Source organism: Chryseobacterium sp. B21-037, assembly GCF_028570785.1.
GTDB lineage: Bacteria > Bacteroidota > Bacteroidia > Flavobacteriales > Weeksellaceae > Chryseobacterium > Chryseobacterium proteolyticum.
The window spans coordinates 1677691-1702420 of record NZ_JALGCB010000001.1 but is presented as its reverse complement, the minus strand read 5'-3'; the positions used below and the strand labels follow the sequence as shown (position 1 = coordinate 1702420).

Sequence of the window (24730 nt, the reverse complement as noted above, 5' to 3'; positions counted from 1 at the left end):
TTATGAATCATAAACACAAAAAAGGCTGGATTTTTTTAATTCTATGTCCACCATTAATTCTCTTAGCCGTTACATGGATTGTAATGTCGCTTTGGAACTGCCTTTTGCCTGAAATTTTAGGAGTAAAATCAATTAGCTACTGGCAGGCGATGGGGATACTGATATTAAGTAAAATTCTTTTCGGAGGTTTCCATTTCGGAAAAGGAATGCGGGACTTTAAAGAAAGAAAGATGAGAGAAAGAATGCAACATTTGTCTCCCGAAGAACGTGAAAAATTTAAAGAAGTCTGGAGAAGCAAATGCGAAAACGGATTCTTTAACAGACATAACAGAAATAACGAATAGTTTGAAATTTTTAAAGAAGTAGTAAAGTAAAATTAAAATTCATTCGTCTCTATAAAAAACAAGAAGTAGTAAAATTTAAAATTTTGAAAAAATGAAAAATTCAGTATTAAAAGGTGCTCTTGGAGCATTAGCTGTAGTAGGCGTAGCATTAGCAGTCAAAAAAATGGCAGAAAGAAAAAGATTTATCAGAGGTATTTTTGATGAATACGGAATCAAAGAAAGATCACCTTTCGGGCTTGCAGATAAAATCAGAGAAATGAATAATGAGCAGTATGAGGAATTAAAAGGAAAATTCAAAAAAGAATTTAAATCCAGATGCCACAGAAGACATGAAGCAGCGAAAGCTTAATCATCATTACTCAATTGAAATTGTTTAATTACGGCGCGGGAAGCAAAGCTTCCCGCGCCGTAATTTTTTAATGAAATTTTGAATATACGGATTGGCAAAGCAGGAGATTTCGTCTCTGCAGATTGGACGATACAAAAGTCTTTTATTTTCCTTCATCTTTAAACCAACCTGAGCTTTGAGACTTGTCCAGAGTATCTTGAAAGTGAGGATAAAGAAATAATCTCTTAGTTTACAATGACAAAAATCGTATATGTTTAAGGGCATTTAGAAAAATAAATTCTTACTTTTGTAGGGTTCTACATGAAAGATTACTACTATTTTCTCGGTATTTCTCAGGATGCTTCAGAAGAAGACATCAAAAAGGCTTATAGAAAATTATCATTAAAATATCATCCGGATAAGAATGAAAATGATGATTTTTTTGCAGACCGGTTCCGTGAAATTCAGGAAGCCTACGAAACGCTCAGCGATTCTTCAAGAAGACGGGCCTATGATCAGAATTTGGAGAGTCATCAGAAGAGTTTCAGGTATAATGTTCCACCGGCGATTAAAACGTTTACCTCTAATAAAATTCATGCTAAAAAAGGAGAAGAGATCATTATCAACTGGCAGACAAGTAATGCTGATGTGGTAAAGGTTCTTCCGTTTGGACTGGAAAAGGCTTATGGTGAAAGGACGTTTAAGATTACGGAATTTAAAGATGGTAAATTCCAGCTTTTGCTGCACGCAACCAATTCATTATTACACAAAACGGTGGTGCAGGGAATTACGATTACGGAAGTGTTTGAAAGTAACACGGAGAAATTTAGAAGTGGCGCCGAAGATCTGTTTAAGAGTCAGCCACGGACAGCCGTGAATCCTAAGGGACAGCCGAAAGTTATTCAGATTATTGCGGCGGTTATACTTTTGGTTTTAGCCGGTTATTTTCTGATAAAAAGTTTTAGCTAGATTAAGCCATTTTTTTCCTTCCCGGACACTTTTTACATCTTTTTCCTTTTTTGAATTTCTTGCAACAGGATTTTTTTTCGCAATACATATCTTCATTATTAAAAGAATATACAGGGCTTAAGGGCGGTACTTTAAAAGGGGTAATCATATTCATGTTGCAAATATATTAATTTAGAATAAATATAATTAATAAATTTTCATAAAAATTTTATCACTGAAAATCAGTTTGTTGAAATCTTTATGATTACCCCTTTTTAACAGTGTTTTTTAAAAAGATAGAGAAGATGAAAGCTGGATCCGGAATATATTTGCTTTTTGCCGGCCAAAGTTTTTCAGCATTCCGTAAGTTCCTTCGATACTCATTCTTAGTTTCTTACGCGGTTGAAAGGCCAGGTTAATTCCTGAGTTCTGAAAATTATGGATCATCGTATCCGGAACAAAATCCTTTCTTCCCAATTGAGAGAAGCTGTAATAAATGACCGAGCTCAGTTTTGGATTCCACCAATGTTCATAGATGCCTACAATATTGAATAAATTCAAAGCCACCAGCCTGTTGTTGGCCATATCAGGGATCGCATCATATTTTTCACCGTTTAAAACTACATTATAGCTGGAATATCCTTTTCCGTATGAAGACTGGAATCTGAAATTACTTAATGTCCCACTATAAAGCCGGGCAGAAACCATTCCGCTGTATCCGAGAATTGTATTGGCATCCGTGTGCTTTTGTTCATCATTTTTTATTTCATAGCTTATGGGTGAAACCATTGTTCCCAGCTTACAGTAGTCTCTTGTATTGCCATATCTGTATACAGCTGTGAAGATGGGAAGGATAGATTTCTTCTTCCAGTTCGGAGCGTTATTAGGAAGAAATATGCTCGCCGCATTAGGATCTTCCAGAGAAAGGGAAAGACTTTCTTTTTTCGATAAAGGTGTTGAATAGCGGATCTGAACCGTTCTGATGAACATGGTTCCGTTAGGCCCTACAAAATCAAAAATATTGGGGAAAATATCAAAATCACTGAAATTACTCCAGGTTTGTCCGATCAATAATTTCTTCCATTTGATATAGCCCTGGCGAAACCTTGGGGCAGTAGTTCCGTTAGGACCCAGGAAATCGATTTCTGTGTAAGCCGACAGATCCGAATTTCCATTTTCATCCATCTGTTTTATTCCAAAGCCTATTTGCGATTGTTTAATGCTGAAGTTACTGTTTACCGAATTGTTTTGGGGTATTGCTATAGAAGGAGCTATGAATCCGTCTTTAAATCCCATTTCCTGAAAATCGAGCATGGCATCGGTTTGAATAAAGCCTTTTACGTAGGCAGACCATGTATCACCCGAATTTTCAGGAGATGACCCTCCTGACTGCCGGGTTATTATTTTTACCTGGCCTTTTACGTTGAATAGGGATATAAAGATAAATGAGACCATCAGCCTTTTGTGTTTTTTTTTCGTCATTGTGTTGTGTTTTTGATTTTTTAATTGTGTAGTTTATGTATTCATAGGAGCTGAATGATATTGATTGGTGTAGGGCTTACCTTCTTATCGGACTTGTATTTCTAAATTTTCGGATGAAACTACAAAATTATTTTCTGTGGGTATTTGTTGAAAATTTTAGTCCTTGTAAAAATGAAAAGTATAAATATTCTATGAAAAGGAGTTTTACCCATTAAGTATTCCGTATTTTATTAGAATTATGAAATAAAAATTAGAAAAAATGGCGTGAAATTTTTCTTGTATTTTTTGTATTCGTGCCCTTGTTTTTTTAAACACACGTTTATGGAATAATAGTAATTATCAATATCTGTCAGTAATTTTTGACTATTGTAGAATCCCTTAAAAAATTGTAATTTTACCCATCTTTTTTACAAACAAAATCTAATAAAAAAAATGAATACAGAACAGTTTGTGAGCCGTCACATTTCTATTAATGAAGCCGATAAGCAGGCGATGTTAGAAAGAGTCGGCGTTTCAAGTATCGAAGAGTTAATTTCTCAAACCATCCCTTCTTCTATCCGTTTAGAAAAAGACCTTGATATTTCCGAACCGCTTTCAGAATATCAGATGCTTATTCATTCAAAAGAATTGGCCTCAAAAAATACTGATTATACAAGTTATATCGGTTTTGGATATCACAATACGCTTTTACCATCGGCTATTCAAAGAAATATTTTTGAAAACCCAAGCTGGTATACAGCTTACACACCTTACCAGGCGGAAATCGCTCAGGGGAGATTGGAAGCTCTTTTGAATTTCCAGACTGTTGTCTGTGATCTTACAGGTTTTGCTTTGGCAAATGCTTCATTGCTGGATGAATCTACTGCTGCTGCAGAAGCAATGCATATGTTCTTTAATAACAGAACAAAGGACCAGAAAAAAGTCGATGCAAATAAGTTTTTTGTTTCTGATCTTGTTTTGCCTCAAACGGTTTCCGTTTTAAAGACAAAGGCAGAAGGACTTGGTATAGAAATCGTAGAAGGTGACCATAAAACCCACCAGTTAGATGGATCCTATTATGGAGTTCTATTGCAATATCCTGGTAAGAACGGGATTGTTCTGGATTATACAGAGGACATTGTAGAATACAAGAAATTAGACCTTCAGGTTGCTGTGGCTTGTGATCCAATGGCTTTGGTTAAGTTGAAATCACCGGCTTCAATGGGAGCTGACTGTGCCGTAGGGACTACTCAGAGATTTGGTATTCCATTAGGCTACGGAGGACCTCACGCAGCATTCTTCTCTTGTAGAGAAGATTATAAAAGAGATATTCCGGGAAGAATCATCGGAGTTTCTCAGGATATGTATGGAAAGCGTGCCTTAAGAATGGCTTTACAGACGAGAGAACAACATATTAAAAGAGAAAGAGCAACTTCCAATATCTGTACAGCTCAGGTACTTTTAGCAGTAATGGCTGGAATGTATGCCGTATATCATGGTCCTAAAGGATTGAATTATATCGCTGACCAGATTCATTTTAAAGCCAATGCTCTGAAAGGAGGTTTAAAAGCTTTAGGATATCAGACTGTTGAGGAGCCTATCTTTGATACGGTAAAAATTGAGATGAGTGAAGATGAAAAAGGAAGATTGTCAAGAATGATGCTTGATCATAAGCTTAATCTGAACTATTTCACAGAAGGAGTTGTAAGTATTGCTATTAATGAAAGTACAACATTGGAAAAACTAAATGTTCTGATGGCTTCTTTCGCGCAATTCAAAGATAAGCAGACGTTCAAACTTGAAATAAAAGAAGGATACAGTATTCCTGAAGAGAATTTGAGAAAAGATGAGATTCTTACGGAAGAAGTATTCAATAAATATCATACAGAAACAGAGTTGATGCGTTACATCAAACGTCTGGAAAGAAAAGATTTATCATTAACGCATTCAATGATTTCACTGGGTTCTTGTACAATGAAACTGAATGCTGCAACTGAAATGCTTCCGCTTTCGTGGGATAACTGGGGAAGTATCCACCCGTTTGTACCGGTAGATCAGGCAGGAGGGTATCAGGAAATGATCCGTGAATTAGAAAAAGATCTGGCTAAAATTACCGGTTTTGCAGGAACTTCACTTCAGCCAAATTCTGGTGCGCAGGGAGAATATGCAGGATTGATGGTCATCAGAGAATATCATATTTCCAGAGGAGAAGGTCATAGAAATGTAGTATTGATCCCTCAGTCTGCACATGGAACAAATCCGGCCTCTGCGGCAATGGCGGGAATGAAGATCGTAGTGGTTAAAAACCTTGAAAGCGGGGAGATTGATTTCGACGATTTAAAAGCTAAAACAGAACAGCATTCTGAAAACCTGTCATGTGTAATGATTACATATCCGTCTACATACGGATTCTTTGATGCCAACATTATTGAAATTACCAATCTTATCCACCAGCATGGCGGACAAGTATATATGGATGGTGCCAATATGAACGCTCAGGTAGGATATACAAGTCCTGGAAACATTGGAGCGGATGTATGTCACTTGAATCTTCACAAAACTTTTGCTATTCCACATGGAGGTGGAGGACCTGGAGTAGGACCAATCTGTGTTGCAAAACATTTGGTGCCGTTCCTGCCTACCAATGCCAACATTAAAGTGGGAACTAAAGAAGCTATTGAAGGAATCTCTGCAGCTCCTTACGGTTCAGGATTGATCCTTAATATTTCTTATGCATACATTAAGATGCTTGGAGCTTCAGGATTGAAAAAAGCTACTGAGCATGCTATTCTGAATGCCAACTATCTGAAAGAGATTTTAGCAGAGCATTTCCCAATTTTATATTCAAACAAAAATGGAAAAGTAGCTCACGAATGTATCGTAGATTTCCGTCAGTTTAAAACTTTGGGAATTGAGGTGGCTGATGTAGCTAAAAGATTAATGGATTATGGTTTCCATGCTCCTACCGTATCTTTCCCTGTTGCAGGAACATTGATGATTGAGCCTACTGAATCTGAAAGTAAATCTGAAATTGACCGTTTTGCAGAAGCTTTAATTGCTATCAAAAAAGAAATTGATGAGATTGCCAACGGAGAAGCTGATCCGGCAAATAACGTATTGAAAAACGCTCCGCACACAGAACAGCTTGTTATCTCTGATTCATGGGATAAACCATATAGCAGAGAGAAAGCAGCTTATCCTCTTGACTGGGTAAGAGATCATAAGTTCTTTGCTTCTGTTTCAAGAGTGGATGAAGCTTATGGAGATAGAAACCTGGTTTGTACTTGTGAGCCTATTGAAGCTTATATGTAACAGAAAAGTTCTAAACAATAAATATAAAACCCACTCATCTTTTGAGTGGGTTTTTGTTTACATTTTCTAATGTTTCCTTCTTGTTGATGTATACGCTATCAGAAGCGCTATCGCCATAATGCTAAATGTGATAATTGAGGTTATTTCAATTGCATTTTGGCTTTCATTACCGTGGTAACTATTATTACCTTTTTCACAGGAAAATAGGAATAATGCTGCTATTAATAAGCAAATAGAGGGTAGTTTTTTTATCATGTGTATATATGTTTGGTTATTAGTGGATTATCATCAATAAATATGCCGAATGTATGTGAATTATTATAGAGTTATATGTTTTGAATAATATATAATTCAAAACTATAGCTGTACAGTGGTTTTACAGATATCAAAAAAATAGCGGCGATAAAAAACTGATATGATGAGTTTTTACATTTTGGCGGATTCTGTCCGGGCTTCCAGCTTTTTAATAAGGTTTCCTTTAACAATAGTAAATGCATAATCTTTAGCTTCGGCAAAGGAAATGTTGTATTGGCGCTTAATATCCTTAATATCCTCTGGAAACCGTGCTAAGAGGCTGTCATAAAACTGATCTAAAAATTCTTTGGAAGGCATTTCGTAATTGATTTTCAATTGGAAACGTCGCAATAATGCGGTGTCAATAATTTCCGGATGGTTGGTTGCACAAAGCAATAAAGAATTTTCCGGGTAATAATCAATAAGCTGGAGTAGGGTATTAACAAGTCTTCTCATTTCCCCTACATCCTTATCATCACTACCTCTGGCTTTTCCGATCTGATCAAGTTCATCCAGAAAAAGAACCGATCTTTCGCGCCCTGCTTTATCAAAGATCATTTTTATGTTCTGCGAAGTTTCTCCTATCCTGGAGGATACAATGTTACTGAGATTGAGCACAATGATATTTTTACCCAATGCATTAGCAATAGCTTTTGCTGTCATTGTCTTTCCGCACCCTGAACTTCCCTGCAGTAAAATTTTATTATTAACAGGAAGTCCATATTCCTGGAGTTCTTTGATGTATGTATGTTCTTTAATCAGCTGTACAAACTGTTCCCTATTGGAGGTTTCAAGAAATACATCATTAAGGATAACTTCTTCTTTGTCTTGAATAATAAGGTTGTACAGATTCATGCCTTTGAATAATTTAAAGATGGGTTTTACCAGAATATACTGAAGTGCAAAGATAAATATTTCAAAGTGTATTAAGCGTGATCTGAAACAGATAAAATTTCCCGAATTCTTTCCATATGGTCAGTTTCTGAGAAGTCAATGAAAAATTTTTCCTGCCAGCTTTTTGTTTTTGCAGCCTGTTTGTTGACCGGGATGTCCCAGTTCGGATATATTCTGAATCCGCGTTTTCCTTCTTTGGCGGAGGATGTTATTATATGTTGTCTTGCAAGAATTTGTTTTGGAAAAAAGAAAAAACCGGCCTTGTCTTGGAGTTCTGTGTAAATCATGTAAAAATCAAAAGGATCGGAAATGGTAAAAGGTCCGGTTTGTTGGGTCTGTTGATTTCTTTTCCACAGCGTAACAAACTGGCCTCTTTTTATCGGAGTTATCTTAGCCTTTCTGAATTTGATATGATATTGATTAAGTCGGAAGTTATACCCTAGGTATTCTTCGCTTTCTAAATCGGGGTGTAAATGTGAAATTGTTAGATTCAGTTGAGTGAAAACTGATTTCTCTATAAAGGTAAGTTCTTGAATCATTGGGTTTATGTTTGGGGCTCTTTTACTCTTACTGAGTAAAAGAGCGGCGATCTGACAGAATCAGATGGCAAACATAAACAATACAATTAATAAATAGTGTAAAACTGAATGCAGTATAACTCTTTTATTAATTTCTTTCTCTTCTAACTGTTGTAAAATAAGAAGCGAATACTACTATACATGTTGCGATAAAAGCGTAGGTTACCATTTTTGTTTTTTTAAAATTTTAATTATACTTTCTTTGCTAATTTTCTAATTGCAATATTACAGCTTTCAAATGACATGCCAAATAGAATAATTGTGATGTTTATCAGGTATTTAGGTGTTAGCTTGGTGTTGTTTTTGTGATTATTTGTTTACATTAATTTAATATATTTTTGAAAAAATATGTGTATTATTATTATGTTATTCGTAAAAATTATTAATTTGATAAAAGATTTCCGTTCTGTATTTAAAGATTGATAAAAGGAATGCAGTGCATATTATCGGAAAATCGAAAAAGAGATAAGCCACTTTAAAGTGATAAATTAAAAATTAAATATTAATAAAATTTATTTTTCAAACTGTATAGAAAATAGATCATTACGAAGATTTAATAATGGACAAAAATTGAACTGAATTAAGACTGTCACTTTTGCTATTTTTGTGACTAAAAGATTTTTTAATGGGACGCAGTTATCTCTTTCTTATCCTTGCCATTGTTTTTGAAATTATTGCCACAACGTTTTTAAAGAAATCCGAGGAGTTTTCGAAGCTTATACCCTCCATTGTTACTATTGCAGGGTATTCGGCGGCTTTTTATTTTCTGAGTCTTACACTTCGTCATGTCCCGATAGGAATTACGTATGCGATCTGGTCAGGTGTTGGAATTATATGCATTACCATCATTGGAATGGTAGCATTTAAGCAAGTTCCTGATTTGCCTGCTATTATTGGTATTGCCTTGATCGTAATAGGAGTAATTGTGATTAACCTTTTTTCTAAAATGGGGACACACTAGCAGAATGGGTTACTGTTAAGTCATAGGTATTTCAATAAACCATTTACATAGGGTTATGTAATTTCGCTTTTGCAGATTATAAAGTTTCTTTTATTGCAATGATTTGGGTAGTGAAAGAAAGACTAAGAAGAAAAGAATTAATTTTTACTGATCAGCCTTTACCTGTTCGATAAGTTCCAGCCTTCTGATAATACTCTCTCTAGGTAATATAGTTCCAGGAGATAATACGGCATTCGCTCCGATCCGTGAATCATCACCTACGAGAGAGCCCAACTTATAAGTCTGGGTTCTGATGATCTCATTATTAAAAAGAACCGAAATCTCTTTATCTTTTCTTTCATTATAATGATTTGCACAAATGGAACCTGCTTCAAAATTAATCCGGTTTCCGATAATGCTGTTTCCTATATAATTAAAATGAGCAATGGCAGTATCATTATATATGATGCTTTGTTTGATTTCACATCCGGGACCGATTTTGGAATTTTTTCCTACAAAAACAGGACCTCTGAGATATGCATTGGCTCCAACAAAAGAGTTTTCTCCGATGATGATCCTGTCTTTGAAAATAACATTTTGCTCTATTGTAGCCGTTTTGTGGATAGCAATATTACCCGAAATTTCATATTCATCAGTCAGTTGATTGAATTTTTCTGCCAGAAGATCATCCAGATGGTTGATAACTTCCCAGGGAAAAAGATGGGTGTTGCCGGTGAAATCAAAAAACTCACCAATAAAATCGTTGATATTAATCATAGGAAACTCTTGTATTTAACCGTTATTGGCGGATCACAAAATTAAAATTTATGTTTGTGATTTTAAAATATTTCCAATGAAATGATCACTAATTTTTTGTGAAATAGAATGCCGTTAATAATTAAATGATAAATTCCATCAAAGTATGGATGACAAGAAGCAATGTTACCTGATTTTGTTTAATGATATCCTGGGTTGTTTGTTTTAGCTTCCAGTGTTCTGCTTTTTTTTCATACAGGAAGAATTTTCCCAGCTTATATTTGAATTGTAGATAACCTCTGAACTCAATTCCCGGAAATAATCTATAGGAGATATTTGAATTTTCTTTCAAACTCTGGCTGATTGCTTCGCTATAAACCGTTGGACCAGTAGTAGCATGGATATTGTGGGGATATCGGTGGGTTTCGATATTGTCCAGCATAAGGTCCAGAGTCTTTTTTAGGAAAGGGTGATTTTTATTGAATATTAGTGCCCATTGAACAAACAAGCCATCATGTCTTTCTCTGCTTATTACAGCATCATCATCATCTTTAATGAGATCCCTTAAAGGTCTTGTGATGGCACTGTCTACATCAAGATAGATTCCTCCTTTTTTATATAAAACAGCATATCTGAAAAAATCAGCTTTTGCCGCGCCAATGGTTAGCTTATTGTAATTTTCAATATACTGGGGAGGAAATTCCTCCGTGATGAATTTTTGGATATCGTTATCATCATAGAAATGATATTGGTATTCCGGATTTTTTCTCTTCATTCGCCAAATGTGCCACTGAGTAATTAAAGGTAATTTTTTAGACTTGAATGTTTGAAAAATCTGTTTTGGAATGGACATAATTAAATAATTAACAAGTTTTGATAATACACAATAGTTCACCTGGCCACCATTATTTTGGCGGCAATTCAATATTTAATGTGAAAAAATTTGCTGTGTTGGGAGTTGGATAATGATTTACCAACTAAGTTAAATGAGATGCACTAAAATTTTAATTTTATTTTAGGACTTCGCAAATGGGAAAGGCTTTTATTTGAAGACAGAATGTCGGTTTTGTTGTAGTTTCGAAATTAAAGTTTTGGGGTTAATACAGTTTTTGATCTTTTTCGCAATAGAAGCTACGCCTCTTACCAAGACCGGTTTGCTTTTTTATAAGTTTACGTCCACACTTCGGACAGGTGCTTTTGGTGTGAACCAGCCAGTGCTTTTTCAGCACGAATTCCTTTTTCCATTGTAAAAATTCGAAACTGTAATTCCGGGCTTCATGAATAAGTTCTTTACGTTTTCTGGGAGGAAGATTTCCGATAAGGCTTTCAGGCTGAACTCCGATTCTGAAAAGAACTTCGTTTTTGATAATATTCCCGACTCCTGAAAAAATATCCTGATTCATCAAAGCATCACAAACCATCATTTGTGGATTCGCTTTCAGTTTCTTTTCTGCTTTTTTAGGATCCCATTGGTCACTCATAACATCGGCTTCCCAATCTATGGTGGACAGGAATTCTGAATCCACCATTTTTACAGAACAGGTATAAAAATACATGCTTCCCGTTTTGAAGGCTAACGCTAAACGTAAGCTTTTGTCCGGCTTTGTTTGTTCGTTAATTTCATAAGAACCGAACATCAACAAATGAATACGCACACTTACTGTATCAAAAACAAGATAGGTTTGCTTTCCGAAAGTTCTTATTTCAAGAAGAGTTTTTCCTACAAGTGGCTCTTTTTCAAATTGAGCATTTCCCCAGGCTTTGGTAACTTTTTTTCCTGTAAATCCCTGGAGATTCTCTTTCATAATGAGTATAGACGGACCTTCTGGCATAGCTTTAATTTTCTATAAAAATTCAAATAGTATTCCGTAAAAGTAAAATTTGAAGTAATTTTGAAAAATGATGAATTTAAATCAGATTTTCACCAATCAACGTACGGGAAATAATCCACATACTATAGCGTCCAGAACAGATTTTCAGAGGGATTTTGATAGAATTATCTTTTCGGCAGCCTTTAGGAGATTACAAAATAAAACACAGGTATTTCCACTTCCGGGAAGTGTCTTTGTTCATAACCGTCTCACCCACTCATTAGAAGTTTCATCAGTTGGAAGAAGTTTGGGGAGTATCATAGGAGAGTTTATTTCTGAAAGTTTCAGTCATGATCTTTCAGAAGAGTCTAAGAATTTTTATCTGCACAATTTAGGTAATGTAATAGCAGCAGCATGTTTATGTCATGATGTGGGAAATCCGGCATTCGGACATTCCGGAGAAGATGCTATTGCCAGCTACTTTGAAAGAAATGAAAAAGATCTGAAACCAAAATTTTCTGAAAAAGAATGGGCGGATCTGGTGAATTTTGAGGGAAATGCCAATGCGATCAGGGTTTTGGCTCATCAGCAGCAAGGCAAGGATGAAGGAGGAGTTCAGCTTACTCTAACTACCCTGGCAAGTATTGCCAAGTACCCTTGTGAGGCAATTGCAAGACAAAAAGGAATCATCCATCGGAAAAAATTCGGTTTTTTCCAGAATGAAAAGGAAACTTTTTTGGAAATCGCAGAAAAAACAAACCTGATCTGCGAAAGCAACGAGCCGCATATTTTTAAAAGACACCCTTTTGTATGGCTTGTGGAAGCTGCAGATGATATTTGCTATAACATTATTGATATGGAGGATGCCCATCGTCTGGGGATTGTCTCTACCTCGGATTGTGAAAACCTATTCTTTGAACTGATTAAATCTGAGAATCAGGATGTCAGAAGAGTAGAACAGAAGTTGGCTTCTATTTCGAATGACAATGAAAGGATCTCTTATCTGCGGGCAAAAGTTATTAATGCCCTGATCAATAAATCAATTGAAACCTATAAAGAGAACTTTGAAGATATTCTCCGTGGGAACCTGGATAAAGCATTGCTGGATATTTATAAATCCAATAACAAAACATTGCAGGATATCGAAAGCTTCTCGATCGAAAAGATATACAACCATAAAGCTGTTGTAGAAATTGAAAACGCAGGGTATAATGTTATGTACGAATTGTTGGATCATTTCATTCCTTCCGTTTTAAAATCAAAAGAAGAAAGAAAATCATATGATAAAATGGCTTTAAAACTTCTTCCTAACCAGTTTTTATATGATAGTGGAACAGAATACCAGAAGGTATTGGGAGTGATCGATTTTGTTTCGGGAATGACCGATAATTATGCCACTGATCTCTACCGAAAGATCAAAGGAATCGACATCGGCATGACCATGTAATTATAATTGATTTTTTTGTTAAAAAAATATAACAAAACCGTATCTTATACGACCTATCAATTAAAATTATTAAACTATGACATATTTAGGCATTATTGTTTTTATAGGGCTTGTAACCCTCTTTGCTTCTTTTTTTACGGTAAAACAGGAAACTGCAGCTATTGTAGAACGTTTAGGAAAATTCCATTCTGTGCGCCATGCGGGTTTGCAGCTTAAAATACCATATTTAGACAGGATTTCTAAAAGAATGAATCTTAGAATTCAGCAACTGGACGTTATGATAGATACCAAGACTTTGGATAATGTTTTCGTGAAAATGAAAATTTCCGTTCAGTTTCAGGTGATCAGGACACAGGTTGCCGACGCATTTTACCGTTTGGAAAGTCCTCACGACCAGATCACCTCATACGTTTTTGATGTGGTACGCGCTGAGGTTCCGAAGTTAAAGCTGGATGATGTTTTCTTAAAGAAAGATGATATTGCAATTGCTGTAAAAGCAGAGCTCCAGGAAGCAATGCAAAGCTACGGATATGATATTATCAAAGCTCTTGTAACGGATATTGATCCGGATGAACAGGTAAAACATGCTATGAACAGGATCAACGCGGCTGAAAGAGAAAAAACAGCTGCCGAATACGAGTCCGAAGCACAAAGAATAAGGATTGTAGCTGTTGCAAAAGCAGAAGCAGAATCAAAAAAATTACAGGGTCAGGGGATTGCTGATCAAAGGAGAGAAATAGCAAAAGGTCTTGAGGAATCTGTAAGAATGCTGAACAATGTGGATATTAATTCCCATGAAGCATCTGCTCTGATTGTAGTGACGCAGCATTATGATACACTCCATTCTGTGGGGGCTAGCAGCAGAAGTAATCTTGTATTGTTACCTAATTCTCCTACAGCAGCGAGTGGAATGCTGAATGATCTTGTTGTTGCTATGACTACAGCTAATACAGTGGGAGAGGCAACCAAGGGAAAATACCCGCAACCTCCAAAAGATCATGAACATTAGAATATAAGTCAACTATACAAAAATGCCTCCCTTTAAGGAGGCATTTTTTATTTTTTAGTTTTGGAAACTTGTTGGATCAGTGTGTATTTTATAGAAGATCCGTCTGCAGGAGGGTTCTCTATTTTTTCAGTCTTTACCTTCAAAACATATTCGTAACCCGGTTCATAGGTAAATCCTTCAATATTGCTATAAAAATTCGTCCAGCTTTCTGAAGCATTTTCTTTTACCTGAAGACATTTCATAGGTGCCACTCCCGTACAATCAGCAGTCTGGGGCCCAACAATAAAAGTCTTTTCATTTCCGTTGGAAACTTTTGCAGAAGTTGTACATTGTGTTAATACAGCCAAAGCTAATACAGGAAGCGCTCCTCTTACAATCGTCATCATATTTTTCATAAATCTAAATTTTAAAACTTACTGGCAATTATTGTGCCGAAAGAATGTATGCAACAGTCGTAGTTCTACTCTTGCTTTTTATGTATTTATTATTTAATTTCCGCTCTGTTAATTATTTTAACCAAAATATTTTAAATAGCAAATAATAATATGGATAATCAAATTCACATTGAAAATTACAAAATTCAAAAACCTGAGTCGTGGGCGGGAAGTGTAGACGATCAACAGCTTATTGAAAAGATAAGAGAATCGGATTTCTCTAATAAACAAATTAATGAAGGGCGGGATTATTGCTATTTTCTGGACAAGATCTATTACACGAGCAATTCGGAAAGCAATGAGTATGTATGCATGGCTTACACCCTTAATGAACCTTCCAATCTGGAGAGGGCTTCAGTAATGGATGTAGTGGTCGAAGAAAATGAAGTTTACCATATTCATAGAATCAGTGTATTACGAGAAGGCGTTTTGATCGATAAAATACCAGATACAAAAATTAAGGTTCTGGATAGTGAAAATCAAAGCAGCGGAGGTATCTTAAGCAGTAATAAGAAGATTAATATTACAATAAAAGATCTGAGGCTTTATGATATTCTGATCCTTGAAGATTCCAGGGTAAAGGCTTTTACAGATCGGGATTTTTTAAGGAAGGAATTTTCTAAATACGTATGGGTGAGCCCTGATAATTATTGGGCTTACGGAAGTTATCAGTTCACTTTTGTTAATGAACGTGAAGAGCCGGTTGCCTATAAAAAAGTATTTTTCAGAGATGAGCAGGGAAATGTTTTAAAACCTGAAACTCATCATCTGAAGAAAGGGGAGCGTTTTGTGATCCAGGAAGAAAATTACATCAATCCTGTAGATGCCAGCCGTGAGATTTTTCCTTTCATTGATTTTGCAACAGAAAGCAACTGGAAAGATCTTTCCAATTATATTGCTCCTATATATGAAGATATCTATAATAAGTCCTCATTAAAAGATTTTGCTCCAAAACTTGTCGAAAAACTGGATGCAATTAGCAATCAGGACGAGAAACTCCAGTTTGCCATTGAATACGTTCAGAATAATATCTATTATATATTCAATGCTGATGAAATGAATGGTCACAAGCCTCAGGAACCGTCAGTAACTTACGAGAATAAACAAGGGGACTGTAAGGCGAAATGTGTTTTGCTGAAAGTTGTTTTGGATTATATTGGAGTCGATTCATCCGTTGTTTTGGTTAATTATCATACGGATTATTATATCAAATATTATTTGCCTTCGTTGCTTTCATTCAATCATGTGGTTGTGAAAATCAATTATAAAGGAGAGGAATATTTCATAGATGCTACAATCCGTGATGAGTTCGGGATGATTGAAAACAGGGGCTTTATTTATTTTATGCACTATCTGGAAGTGAAGCGAGATCAGGAATTACAGCAGAGAAAACCATTCCGCTATCCATACTATTGTATAGATGAAAAAGTAGAGTTCAATGCAGAAAATAAGACCGGGAAATTAAAACTAACAACGGTATACAAAGGCAACAGGGCTAACGCTATGAGAAGGTATTTTAAAAATACCAATAAAAGAGAGGTGATAGACAGCTGGAATAATTTCCTGTTTTACAGCCTGAATTATTCCAATGACAGAAACGGAATGGATGTAAGGAACATTTTTAAGGACGCTTCAATAGAAATTATAAGTGATGACAAAAAGCTGAACGAATTCAAGATCGAATATCAGGCAACTGTTGAAAATCCTTATTATGTAGATCCGCAAAACAACCGGTTTTTAATGTATTTTGACCGGAATGTAATCAAAGCCAGTGCCAGGGATTTCCTCCATAAAGATTTGCCTTTCTGGCACAATTTTGATACGGAAAAATATGAGATCAATCTGTATACGGATCAGAAAATAGATACGGAGGAAAAATATACGGTTCAGGAAAGTACAATCAATAACCCTTATTTTGAATATACAAGCCGTAAGAAGATCACCAAAAACGGAGCAACTGTTTTCATCGACTATAAACCTTTGGTCAATCTTGAAATCCCGCAAGAAGAATTTGAAACATTCAGGGCTGCACATCATACAGTTGCTGATAGCAATTTCGGACTTGGAATTGATATTATCGAACCGGGACTGATGAACCAGCTGAAGTTTAGTTTTAAAAAGAGGTTTAAGTAGAGAGAGGTAATGGTTGAAAACTAAAAGTTTGAATCAGCCCGGGTTTTGCTAAGCAAAACCCGGGCTGATTATTTATTATACGTTTGAGATAGTGCATGAAATGTGACTATTTTGTGATAAACTTTTGTTTCCCGATCAGAAGTTCGAAAAATAAGCGGAAATCTGAAATTAATGACCATATGGGATATTTGAAAGTTGCCGGTTTATTTCTTTCAATCAATGCGTGACTGAACCAGGCAAAACCATATCCAAAAATAGGAATGTACCATAAGAACCTTTCCTTTCCTGAACTGATAACATAAGCAATAACTAAAAATACCAGAAGGGTTCCCAGAAAATGAAAAATACGGGTTCCGGTTTTACTGTGCTCGGTAAGATAAAACTGATAAAATTCTTTGTATGTTTTTATTTTTTCAGACATGGTATAATGGTTTTTAAGTTTCCAAAAATCTAAAGCAATAAGTTCGCCAATTTTGGTGAGAAATCAAATCGCTGATTTATGAATGGTGAAACTGCCCTGAACGTGATTTAATTTTAAAATTTCACAATTGAAAATACAGGAATGCTGAATAGACTTCAGGTCTGATCAATCACTGGCGTTAAGAGTAAAATAAAAGGCAAAACTGCGGAATCGCAACTTTGCCTTTTAGTATTTTTTGCGATTTAGCCATTGAGCCTTTTCGCTTATTTGTAATTAGTCTCTGGAAGATTCCTTTCCCAGCTTACTGTTTTTATATCCGTAGCAAAAATAGATCACTAAACCTATAGCGAACCATAATCCGAACCAGAACCAGTTTTCATGGCTCATTCCTGTAAGAAGATAAAGACATGAGCTTAACCCTATCAAAGGAATTAAGGAGAAATTTTTAACAAAAGTAAAGAAACAAAGGATCAGATTAATAATAATGAACACAAAGATTGAAGCTCTGAATTCACCTTCTTTAGGATCATTCCAATCCATGAGGTTGTGGAAAAACTGAGGCTGCCACATATAAAAACCTATTAATCCACCGATAAATATTACGGGGAATATAATTTTCCCGTTAATATAAGGAAGGTGGAATCTGCCCTTGATCTTTTCCTTTGCCGGAAGCATTAAAACTCCTGCACAAACAAGAACGAATGCAAAAATGGTCCCTATACTGGTAAAATCAAGAATGAATGTCTTGTCCGTAAAGAGGATAGGAACTCCTACGGCAATACCTGTAACAATCGTTGCAAATGATGGTGTTTTGTATTTCGGATGTACTGTTTTGAATTTTTCAGGCATCAATCCGTCGCGGCTCATCGCATACCAGATTCTTGGTTGTCCCATCTGGAAAACGAGTAATACGGTAGTAATGGCAACGATTGCAACAAAGGAAACGACGAGTTCCATCCACGCTACATTGGCATTTGATTTTTCAAAAATGAACGAAAGAGGATCGCCGATACCATCAAATTTTCTGTAATCTACCATTCCCGTCAGGACTAATGTTAAAGCAATGTAAATCACTGTACAAAGAACCAGGGAAATGATCATTCCTTTCGGTAAAGTTTTTTGAGGATCTTTCGTTTCCTCAGACAGAACACTTAAGGCATCAAAACCAATGTAGGCAAAGAAAACTCCGGAAACAGCACTCATAACTCCTGCAAAGCCATTTGGCATAAAGGATGGAGTTTGTGTTTCAGGGCTTATCGGAGTCCAGTTATCGGTATTGATATAAGAAAATCCTACAAGAATCACTAAAACAATTACTGCCAGCTTTAAAATAACCAATGAATTATTGAAATTTTTACTTTCCTTTACTCCCACATAGCAGAGCCATGTTATAAGACCATTGATCACAAGGGCAGGAACATCAACGATGAACTTTAAGCTTCCTATTAATGGGGCAGATTTCCAGGCGTTGAGTAACTCCTTATTTTCTGAACCGTTGAGAAATGCTTTTTGGGCTTCCGTATAGCTGCAGGTAAGATAATCGGGAATATGCATACCCAGACGTCCCAGGAAACTTGTAAAATAATCGGACCATGAAAAAGCCACGTAGATATTTCCGAAAGAGTACTCCATGATCAATGCCCAACCAATGATCCATGCAATTAATTCTCCGAAACTTGCGTAAGCATATGTGTAAGCAGAACCTGCTGTAGGAATTCTGCTGGCAAATTCAGCGTAACAAAGCGCTGTAAAGCCACAAGCAAAACCACAAATTAAATATAAAAGAATAACTCCGGGGCCCCCTCTGAAAACAGCTTCGCCCAAACTGCTAAAACTCCCTGCTCCAATAATGGCTGCAATACCAAAAAAAACGATGTCCCAAACACCTAAAACTCTTAAAAGACTGGTAGATGTATCTGTTTCTGAATAGTTTTTCCTCCTGAAAAGTTGATTCATTCAATATTTATATTTGAAGTTGAAAAAAAACAAATGTAATGATAATTATAAAAGTATGTTAAAAAATAGCTAAATTTTCTATATTTTTCCATAAACTCCTGGCCGGGATTTGCCTAAGCAATAAGTTTTCAATACTTTCGTTGATATAATAGACTAATTTTTTTATTCCATAAAGAATGAAATCAAAAAAAATACTTTTAGCGGCTGCCGTGATCTATTTCGGAATCTCCGATGCTCAACAGTCTCAATACTTTACACAGAAAGAAAATTACAGATTCAATCTAGCTGAAAATCTTTACCAAACCAAAATATACAACGCTTCTCAATACGAATATGCCCGACAATATTTTTACAATCAAAATCTGTCGAGATCCAGGAAAGAAGCAGCCCAGTTTTTTGATAATGTGATCGGAGTTATTCTTCAGAAAAATCATGCTGAAGAAGGTTTAACGGCCTTTATCAAAGAATATCCGCATTCAGCATATTTTGCTCAGGCTAATTTACCTCTGGCGGATTATTATCTGGCTAAAAAAGATTTTGATAAAGCGCTGGAGACTTTGAAAAATGTGAATCAGTATCAGCTTTCAAAAGAAGAAAATACTCAGTATATTCTGAAATTAGGATATGCAAAATTCATGACCGGAGATTCTAAAGGAGCAATAGATGCGCTGGAAGAAGCTTATAAATCAGCTGATGAATCTCAAAAAGGGGATATTGCTTATATGCTGGGACATTTGTATTATTCAAACAGGCAGAATGATAAAGCATTCCAGTATTTTGATTCTGTAAAAGATCAGCCTAAATATTCAAAGCTGGTTCGTCCTTATTACGTTCAGATGTACTACAATGACAAGGACTATGATAAAGCAATTTCTGAAGGAAATCTTTTATTGAATGAGAATATTTCTGATTCCTATAAAGCAGAAGTTCATAAAATCATTGGGGAAAGTTATTTCATGAAGAATGATTATGCTGCTGCATATCCGCACCTGAAGGATTACCTGAGTGTTCAGCAAAGTCCTTCTGAGAACGATTTGTATGAAATGGGATTTGTAGCTGCTCAGCTGAAGAAATATGATGAAGCGGTTTCTTATTACAATCAATTGCTGAACAGCAACTCTGCATTGGCTCAAAATGCTTATTACCAGTTAGGGAATGCTTATCTGGCAGTAGATAAAAAACAGGAAGCATTGTCTGCATTCCGATCGTCTTACCAGATGAATTATGATGCAAAAGTAAAGAAGCTGGCGCATGAGCAATACGCAAAATTAAGCTACGATATCGGAAACCCTTTTGAAAGTCCTTCAGGAGTTATCCAGAGTTACATCAATGAAAACCAGAATGCAGATAATGCTTCAGAGATGAGGTCTTTGCTGGTGAAATCCTATTTGTATTCAGGGAATTACAAGGAAACATTAAATGCAATCGACAGGTTGCAAAGCTCTTCTCCTGAAATTGATAAAGTAGATCAGGAGGTTTCTTACCTGTTGGGAACAGAGGAGTTCAACAAAGGAAATTATGATGAGGCAGAAAAATATTTCTTAAGAAGCCTTGCGTTCAATATCAATAAAGAATTCAACAGCAGGGCACTTTACTGGCTGGCTCAGACTTACTATCAGAAAGGAAATTATCCATCAGCAATTGTGCGTTATGAAAAATTACTGACCGTTACCTTTCCAGAGAAGCAACAGCTGCCTTATGATCTTGGATATGCCTATTTCAAATCCAAAAAATTTGATCAGGCCCAAACATACTTTAAACAATACCTTACCAACCCTAAACCGGAATTTAAAAATGATGCGGAACTTCGTTTGGCAGATATCCATTATGCAAATAATGAGCTGAATGATGCAATCGCTATCTATGATAAAAATGAGGATTCTACGGACTATACCTTATACCAGAAGGGGATGGCTTTAGGATTTAAAGGGGATACGCAGGCTAAAATTAATACGCTAAAATCCCTTCTGTCCAAATATCCGCAATCCGACTATTACGATGATTCTCAATATGAGATCGGAACAGCATATGCGGCACAGGATGACTTTACAAACTCTAATGATTATTTTGCAAAAGTAATTAAAACCTCTTCAGATAAAGACCTTGTTGCTAACGCATCTATTTACAGGGCACAAAATTATATTGATCAGAACCAGAACGATAAAGCGATTGCTGAGTTGAAATCGCTGGGAGAACAGTATAAGAATACCGCATACGCCCAGAAAATTGTTCAGGCGGCTAAACCTGTATTTACTAAAAATGGAGATGTTGCAGGGTACGAAAGTTTTGCAAAAAATATTGGGGTTAATGTAGATGCCTCGGAGATCGATGAGATCAACCTTTCTACAGGAAAACAGTATTTCTCGAAAAAAGACTATAAGAATGCCATTTCTTATTATGAGAAATACCTTACACAAAATCCTACGGGAGAAGGACTTTTCCAGGCTAAATATGAACTGGGAGAAAGTTATTATCAAACAAATAATACAACAAAAGCGTTATTGGTGCTTCAGGAAGTTGCTAATGTTCAAAATGATTACCAGGATGATGCACAAACCCGTTTAGCCCAGATTTATGTGTCGCAGGGGAACAGTGCAGAAGCTAAAAAATATTTAGAGAATATTAAAAACTCTTCGGATATCAATATTAAAAACTACGCGAATGTGGAATTAATGAAGATGTATGCTGAGGAGAAAAACTTCTCTCAGGCTGAAAAGCTGGCCAATGATGTTATTGCTAATACTAAAAACTCTGCTGCTGTTATTGAAACGGCAAAAGTAATCAAGGCAAGAAGCCTCATGAACTCTTCGAAAGATAAAGATGCCCAGGCAGCTTACGCTTCTCTTGAAAAATCCTCCAATACTGAGGTGGCAGCAGAAGCATTATATGCAAAAGCATTTTACCAGAACAAAGGAAAAGCATTCAAATCTTCCAACGAAACCATCTTCAAGCTGGCTAATAACTATTCTTCTGAGGAGTATTGGGGAGCTAAAGCATTGGTGCTGATGGCGAAAAACTATATTGGTTTAAAAGATAATTACCAGGCAAGTTATACTTGTGATCAGATCATTGCGAACTACAAGGACTTCCCGGAAATTGTTAATGAAGCTAAGGAAGTGAAAAAACAGATCAAAAAATAAAGAAAATGTACGGTCGTATCGACGGGTATTATTTCATTAATACATGCCGTAGATACATAAATACAAAGCAATAATGAACAAGAAAATTCAAATATTATCTATATTATTTTTAGGGGTTTCGCAGATTGCGTTTTCCCAGATCAAGGAAGAAAGGCTGATTCTTAATAAAAAAAGAGAACCGGAAGTTAAAAAGATCGAAAAGAAAAAGACTTCAATAGAAACTATTAAGAACTATCCGCCTGAAGAGAAATCTCAGAATCCTGTACAATACAGGATTACAGATGTTCCTGCTGTTTCAGACTTTAAAACTTCCACAATTCAGGGTCAGGATGTAACGCCGAAATTTGAAGGATCTGCTCAAAATAATTATCTGCAATTTGGGATGGGGAATTTCGGAAAGATATTAGGAGATGCCAATATTTCCAAAACCCTTGATAATAAGCTTGAAGTAGGGGCTGATGTGCATTTTCTGTCAACATTGGGACTGAAAAGAGAATATGCATGGGATTCCAAACAGAGTTCTGCCACTATAGGGGCTTTCTTAAACTCCTATGGAGAAAAAGGAAAATTCAATTTGAATGCCCAATATGGATTGGATAACAACAGGTATTACGGAATCTATGCTCTGGAACCTGCAGCAGATGTGGATCTGACGCAGAGAGTAAACCAATTTAAAGTGAACGGATACTATGATTTCTATTCAAATGAGATCTTAAATGATGTAAGGGTTAAATCCTCTTTTTTAAAGGATCATTTTGACGCTCAGGAAAACCAGGCATCCGTTTTGGTGAATTTATCAAAACATGGTGTAGAATTGTCTAAAAATGACATTCTCATGAATGCTGATTTGGGAGTAGGATTAGAAACCGTTAAAACCGATTTCGAAATCAGGGATAAAAATTCATCCAATTATTTCAACGCTACTTTAGATCCGAAAGTTACTTTCACTAAGGGAGAGTCTTATTTAATGGTGGGTTCTTCATTTGCATTTCTGAATGGTAAAAATTCAAGTGCCATTATGGAGCAGGTAAAAAACAATAAAAGCTACTGGTTTCCAAAAGCTGAATTCCAGGTGGCAGCTTCAAAAGAATTCAAATTCTATGGAGGGGTAGACGGAGGTTTAAAACTAAACACTTACAGTGACCTTTTGCAGCAAAATCCATTTATCCTTTCCGATCAGATGTTGAAGCCTACAGAAACCAAATATCATTTTTATGCAGGTTTAAGAGGGGATATTGATGAAACAATCAAGTATGATTTCTCAGCTGGTTTTGGAAAAATGAGAGATATCCTTTTCTTTAAGGCTAATGATCTTTTCAATAATGATTTTACATTAAACCGTTCTGCATATAATTTTGCGAATACATTCTCTGCTATTTACGATGACGGTAATGTAAGTGATATCAAAGGAAGCATTCAGTATTTTCCTCTGGCAAATCTTGTTTTAGATGCTGAATTGAGATTCACAAAGTATAATTTGAAGAATTACGATAATATTTATAACGTTCCTTTATTTAATGCCAGCATTGGTGCAAAATATTCAATGCTTGATAAAAAGTTATTGCTAGGGTTCAAGGGAATTTTTGCAAGTGACAGAACGACAAACTCTTACTCTATCGAGGGAGTGGCAAATCCTGCTATGATTTATCAGTCTACAGAGAACACTAATGATAAAGTTGGTGGTTATGCAGATTTAAATCTTTCCGCAGAGTATAAATTTCACAAAAATTTCAGTATTTTTGCAACCGGAAATAATCTTCTGAACTCAAACTACCAAACCTACAAAGGATATAAAGTATTGGGAGCCCAGATTTTGGGTGGTGTAAAGATTACTTTCTAGTAGTACTTTAAAGAATAGGAGTAAGAAGGTTTAATTCCTTCTGATCTTGTTACTTCAATCTATTACGGATCGGCTGCATAGTTTAATGGATAGAACTTCGGATTTCGGCTCCGACAGTGAGGGTTCGAATCCTTCTGCGGTCACAAAAAAAGGCAACTATTTGATAGTTGTCTTTTTTTTATAAATGTAAAATCTCTTTATCAACTCTTATGTTTAATCTGTTGTGTTTGATATTTTAGTCTATTTAAAATAAACATTCTGGAAGTGCTACAAATACTGTAGATAAAGTTTGCATAATACTCAATAATGGCTCTGCTCAACTTGCAGCCAACAAAATCTTATGTTATAATTTTTTTCCATCATATTTTAATTTTTTGTGGTTATATGGTATTCTTTGGACAGTCTATCATAAGGGATATTTTAATAACAATTAATCATCATTCCTTCGAACAATAATTTAATTATGATCTGTGTCATAAACTTTTGTTGAGCAGTCTATTACCTTTACACTTATACTCACTAAATAATTGTAATAAGATTATAATTATTAAACCGAATCAATTACAATCTTTTATCACTGAATATAATAAAGTATATGGCAATTGAGCAATCAGTAACATTTTCAATAATTCGCACTTAATATTGGCGTGTCCTGCTGCTTATTTTCAAATCATAAATTCTTTA

General features: G+C 35.6%; 19 protein-coding genes and 1 tRNA gene. 11 read left to right on the top strand and 9 right to left on the bottom strand.

All coding sequences use genetic code 11. The features are described 5' to 3' along the window. Positions 1-2: 2 nt before the first annotated feature. The 3 genes from MTQ00_RS07470 to MTQ00_RS07460 all read left to right on the top strand — a co-directional run bounded on the left by MTQ00_RS07470 (position 3) and on the right by MTQ00_RS07460 (position 1641). Positions 3-344 carry a hypothetical protein gene (locus tag MTQ00_RS07470; protein ID WP_172278808.1) on the top strand — a complete coding sequence of 114 codons (342 nt, stop codon included), beginning with the start codon at positions 3-5 and terminating at the stop codon, positions 342-344. A gap of 91 nt (positions 345-435) precedes the next feature. Further along, positions 436-693 (top strand): hypothetical protein, encoded by a 258-nt coding sequence (locus tag MTQ00_RS07465; RefSeq protein ID WP_172278806.1) that lies wholly within the window; start codon positions 436-438, stop codon positions 691-693. 300 nt (positions 694-993) lie between these two features. Then, positions 994-1641: a J domain-containing protein gene (locus tag MTQ00_RS07460; protein WP_273648306.1), complete on the top strand. Its 648-nt coding sequence runs from the start codon at positions 994-996 to the stop codon at positions 1639-1641. Positions 1642-1908: 267 nt separating this feature from the next. Here MTQ00_RS07460 and MTQ00_RS07455 read toward each other — a convergent pair whose 3' ends face one another. Beyond that, positions 1909-3102, bottom strand: a complete 1194-nt coding sequence (locus MTQ00_RS07455; protein ID WP_273648305.1) for a DcaP family trimeric outer membrane transporter — start codon at positions 3100-3102, stop codon at positions 1909-1911. 432 nt (positions 3103-3534) lie between these two features. Between MTQ00_RS07455 and gcvP the strand changes: the two genes are divergently transcribed. Beyond that, positions 3535-6393 (top strand): aminomethyl-transferring glycine dehydrogenase, encoded by a 2859-nt coding sequence (gene gcvP, locus MTQ00_RS07450; protein WP_172278800.1) that lies wholly within the window; start codon positions 3535-3537, stop codon positions 6391-6393. A 426-nt stretch (positions 6394-6819) separates the two neighbouring features. Here the strand turns inward: gcvP and MTQ00_RS07445 are convergent, their stop codons facing one another. Together MTQ00_RS07445 and MTQ00_RS07440 are read right to left on the bottom strand one after the other, a co-directional pair. Then, on the bottom strand, positions 6820-7542 hold the full coding sequence (locus MTQ00_RS07445; protein WP_273648304.1) for an AAA family ATPase: 723 nt from the start codon (positions 7540-7542) through the stop codon (positions 6820-6822). A 71-nt stretch (positions 7543-7613) separates the two neighbouring features. Beyond that, positions 7614-8120, bottom strand: coding sequence for a MepB family protein (locus MTQ00_RS07440; RefSeq protein ID WP_273648303.1), 507 nt, complete (start codon positions 8118-8120; stop codon positions 7614-7616). 664 nt (positions 8121-8784) lie between these two features. Here MTQ00_RS07440 and MTQ00_RS07435 point away from each other — a divergent pair. After that, positions 8785-9120 (top strand): DMT family transporter, encoded by a 336-nt coding sequence (locus tag MTQ00_RS07435; protein WP_273648302.1) that lies wholly within the window; start codon positions 8785-8787, stop codon positions 9118-9120. Positions 9121-9264: 144 nt separating this feature from the next. Here the strand turns inward: MTQ00_RS07435 and MTQ00_RS07430 are convergent, their stop codons facing one another. The 3 genes from MTQ00_RS07430 to MTQ00_RS07420 form a co-directional block, all read right to left on the bottom strand. Beyond that, positions 9265-9876, bottom strand: a complete 612-nt coding sequence (locus tag MTQ00_RS07430) for a DapH/DapD/GlmU-related protein (RefSeq protein ID WP_273648301.1) — start codon at positions 9874-9876, stop codon at positions 9265-9267. 121 nt (positions 9877-9997) lie between these two features. Continuing rightward, complete coding sequence (locus tag MTQ00_RS07425) at positions 9998-10708, bottom strand: glycosyltransferase family 32 protein (protein WP_172278790.1); 711 nt, start codon at positions 10706-10708, stop codon at positions 9998-10000. 244 nt (positions 10709-10952) lie between these two features. Beyond that, positions 10953-11687: a DNA-formamidopyrimidine glycosylase family protein gene (locus tag MTQ00_RS07420; protein ID WP_273648300.1), complete on the bottom strand. Its 735-nt coding sequence runs from the start codon at positions 11685-11687 to the stop codon at positions 10953-10955. A gap of 70 nt (positions 11688-11757) precedes the next feature. On the opposite strand from MTQ00_RS07420, the gene MTQ00_RS07415 reads away from it, so the two are divergent. Next, positions 11758-13113, top strand: coding sequence for a deoxyguanosinetriphosphate triphosphohydrolase (locus tag MTQ00_RS07415; protein WP_172279687.1), 1356 nt, complete (start codon positions 11758-11760; stop codon positions 13111-13113). Between the two features lie 76 nt (positions 13114-13189). Then, positions 13190-14122: an SPFH domain-containing protein gene (locus MTQ00_RS07410; RefSeq protein WP_172278786.1), complete on the top strand. Its 933-nt coding sequence runs from the start codon at positions 13190-13192 to the stop codon at positions 14120-14122. 47 nt (positions 14123-14169) lie between these two features. Here the strand turns inward: MTQ00_RS07410 and MTQ00_RS07405 are convergent, their stop codons facing one another. Next, complete coding sequence (locus MTQ00_RS07405; protein ID WP_172278784.1) at positions 14170-14517, bottom strand: DUF4377 domain-containing protein; 348 nt, start codon at positions 14515-14517, stop codon at positions 14170-14172. 150 nt (positions 14518-14667) lie between these two features. On the opposite strand from MTQ00_RS07405, the gene MTQ00_RS07400 reads away from it, so the two are divergent. After that, positions 14668-16689 (top strand): hypothetical protein, encoded by a 2022-nt coding sequence (locus MTQ00_RS07400; RefSeq protein ID WP_273648299.1) that lies wholly within the window; start codon positions 14668-14670, stop codon positions 16687-16689. A gap of 106 nt (positions 16690-16795) precedes the next feature. Here the strand turns inward: MTQ00_RS07400 and MTQ00_RS07395 are convergent, their stop codons facing one another. Both MTQ00_RS07395 and MTQ00_RS07390 read right to left on the bottom strand, forming a co-directional pair. Beyond that, the gene (locus tag MTQ00_RS07395) at positions 16796-17110 is read right to left on the bottom strand and encodes a DUF962 domain-containing protein (protein WP_273648298.1); all 315 of its coding nucleotides are present in this window, start codon (positions 17108-17110) and stop codon (positions 16796-16798) included. A 273-nt stretch (positions 17111-17383) separates the two neighbouring features. Continuing rightward, the gene (locus MTQ00_RS07390) at positions 17384-19066 is read right to left on the bottom strand and encodes an APC family permease (protein ID WP_273648297.1); all 1683 of its coding nucleotides are present in this window, start codon (positions 19064-19066) and stop codon (positions 17384-17386) included. Between the two features lie 176 nt (positions 19067-19242). On the opposite strand from MTQ00_RS07390, the gene MTQ00_RS07385 reads away from it, so the two are divergent. From MTQ00_RS07385 to MTQ00_RS07375, 3 genes are all read left to right on the top strand, one after another. Then, complete coding sequence (locus tag MTQ00_RS07385) at positions 19243-22206, top strand: tetratricopeptide repeat protein (RefSeq protein ID WP_273648296.1); 2964 nt, start codon at positions 19243-19245, stop codon at positions 22204-22206. 73 nt (positions 22207-22279) lie between these two features. Further along, positions 22280-24046, top strand: a complete 1767-nt coding sequence (locus MTQ00_RS07380) for a TonB-dependent receptor (RefSeq protein WP_273648295.1) — start codon at positions 22280-22282, stop codon at positions 24044-24046. A 71-nt stretch (positions 24047-24117) separates the two neighbouring features. Then, a tRNA-Arg gene (locus MTQ00_RS07375) sits at positions 24118-24189 on the top strand. The last annotated feature ends 541 nt before the right edge of the window (positions 24190-24730 follow it).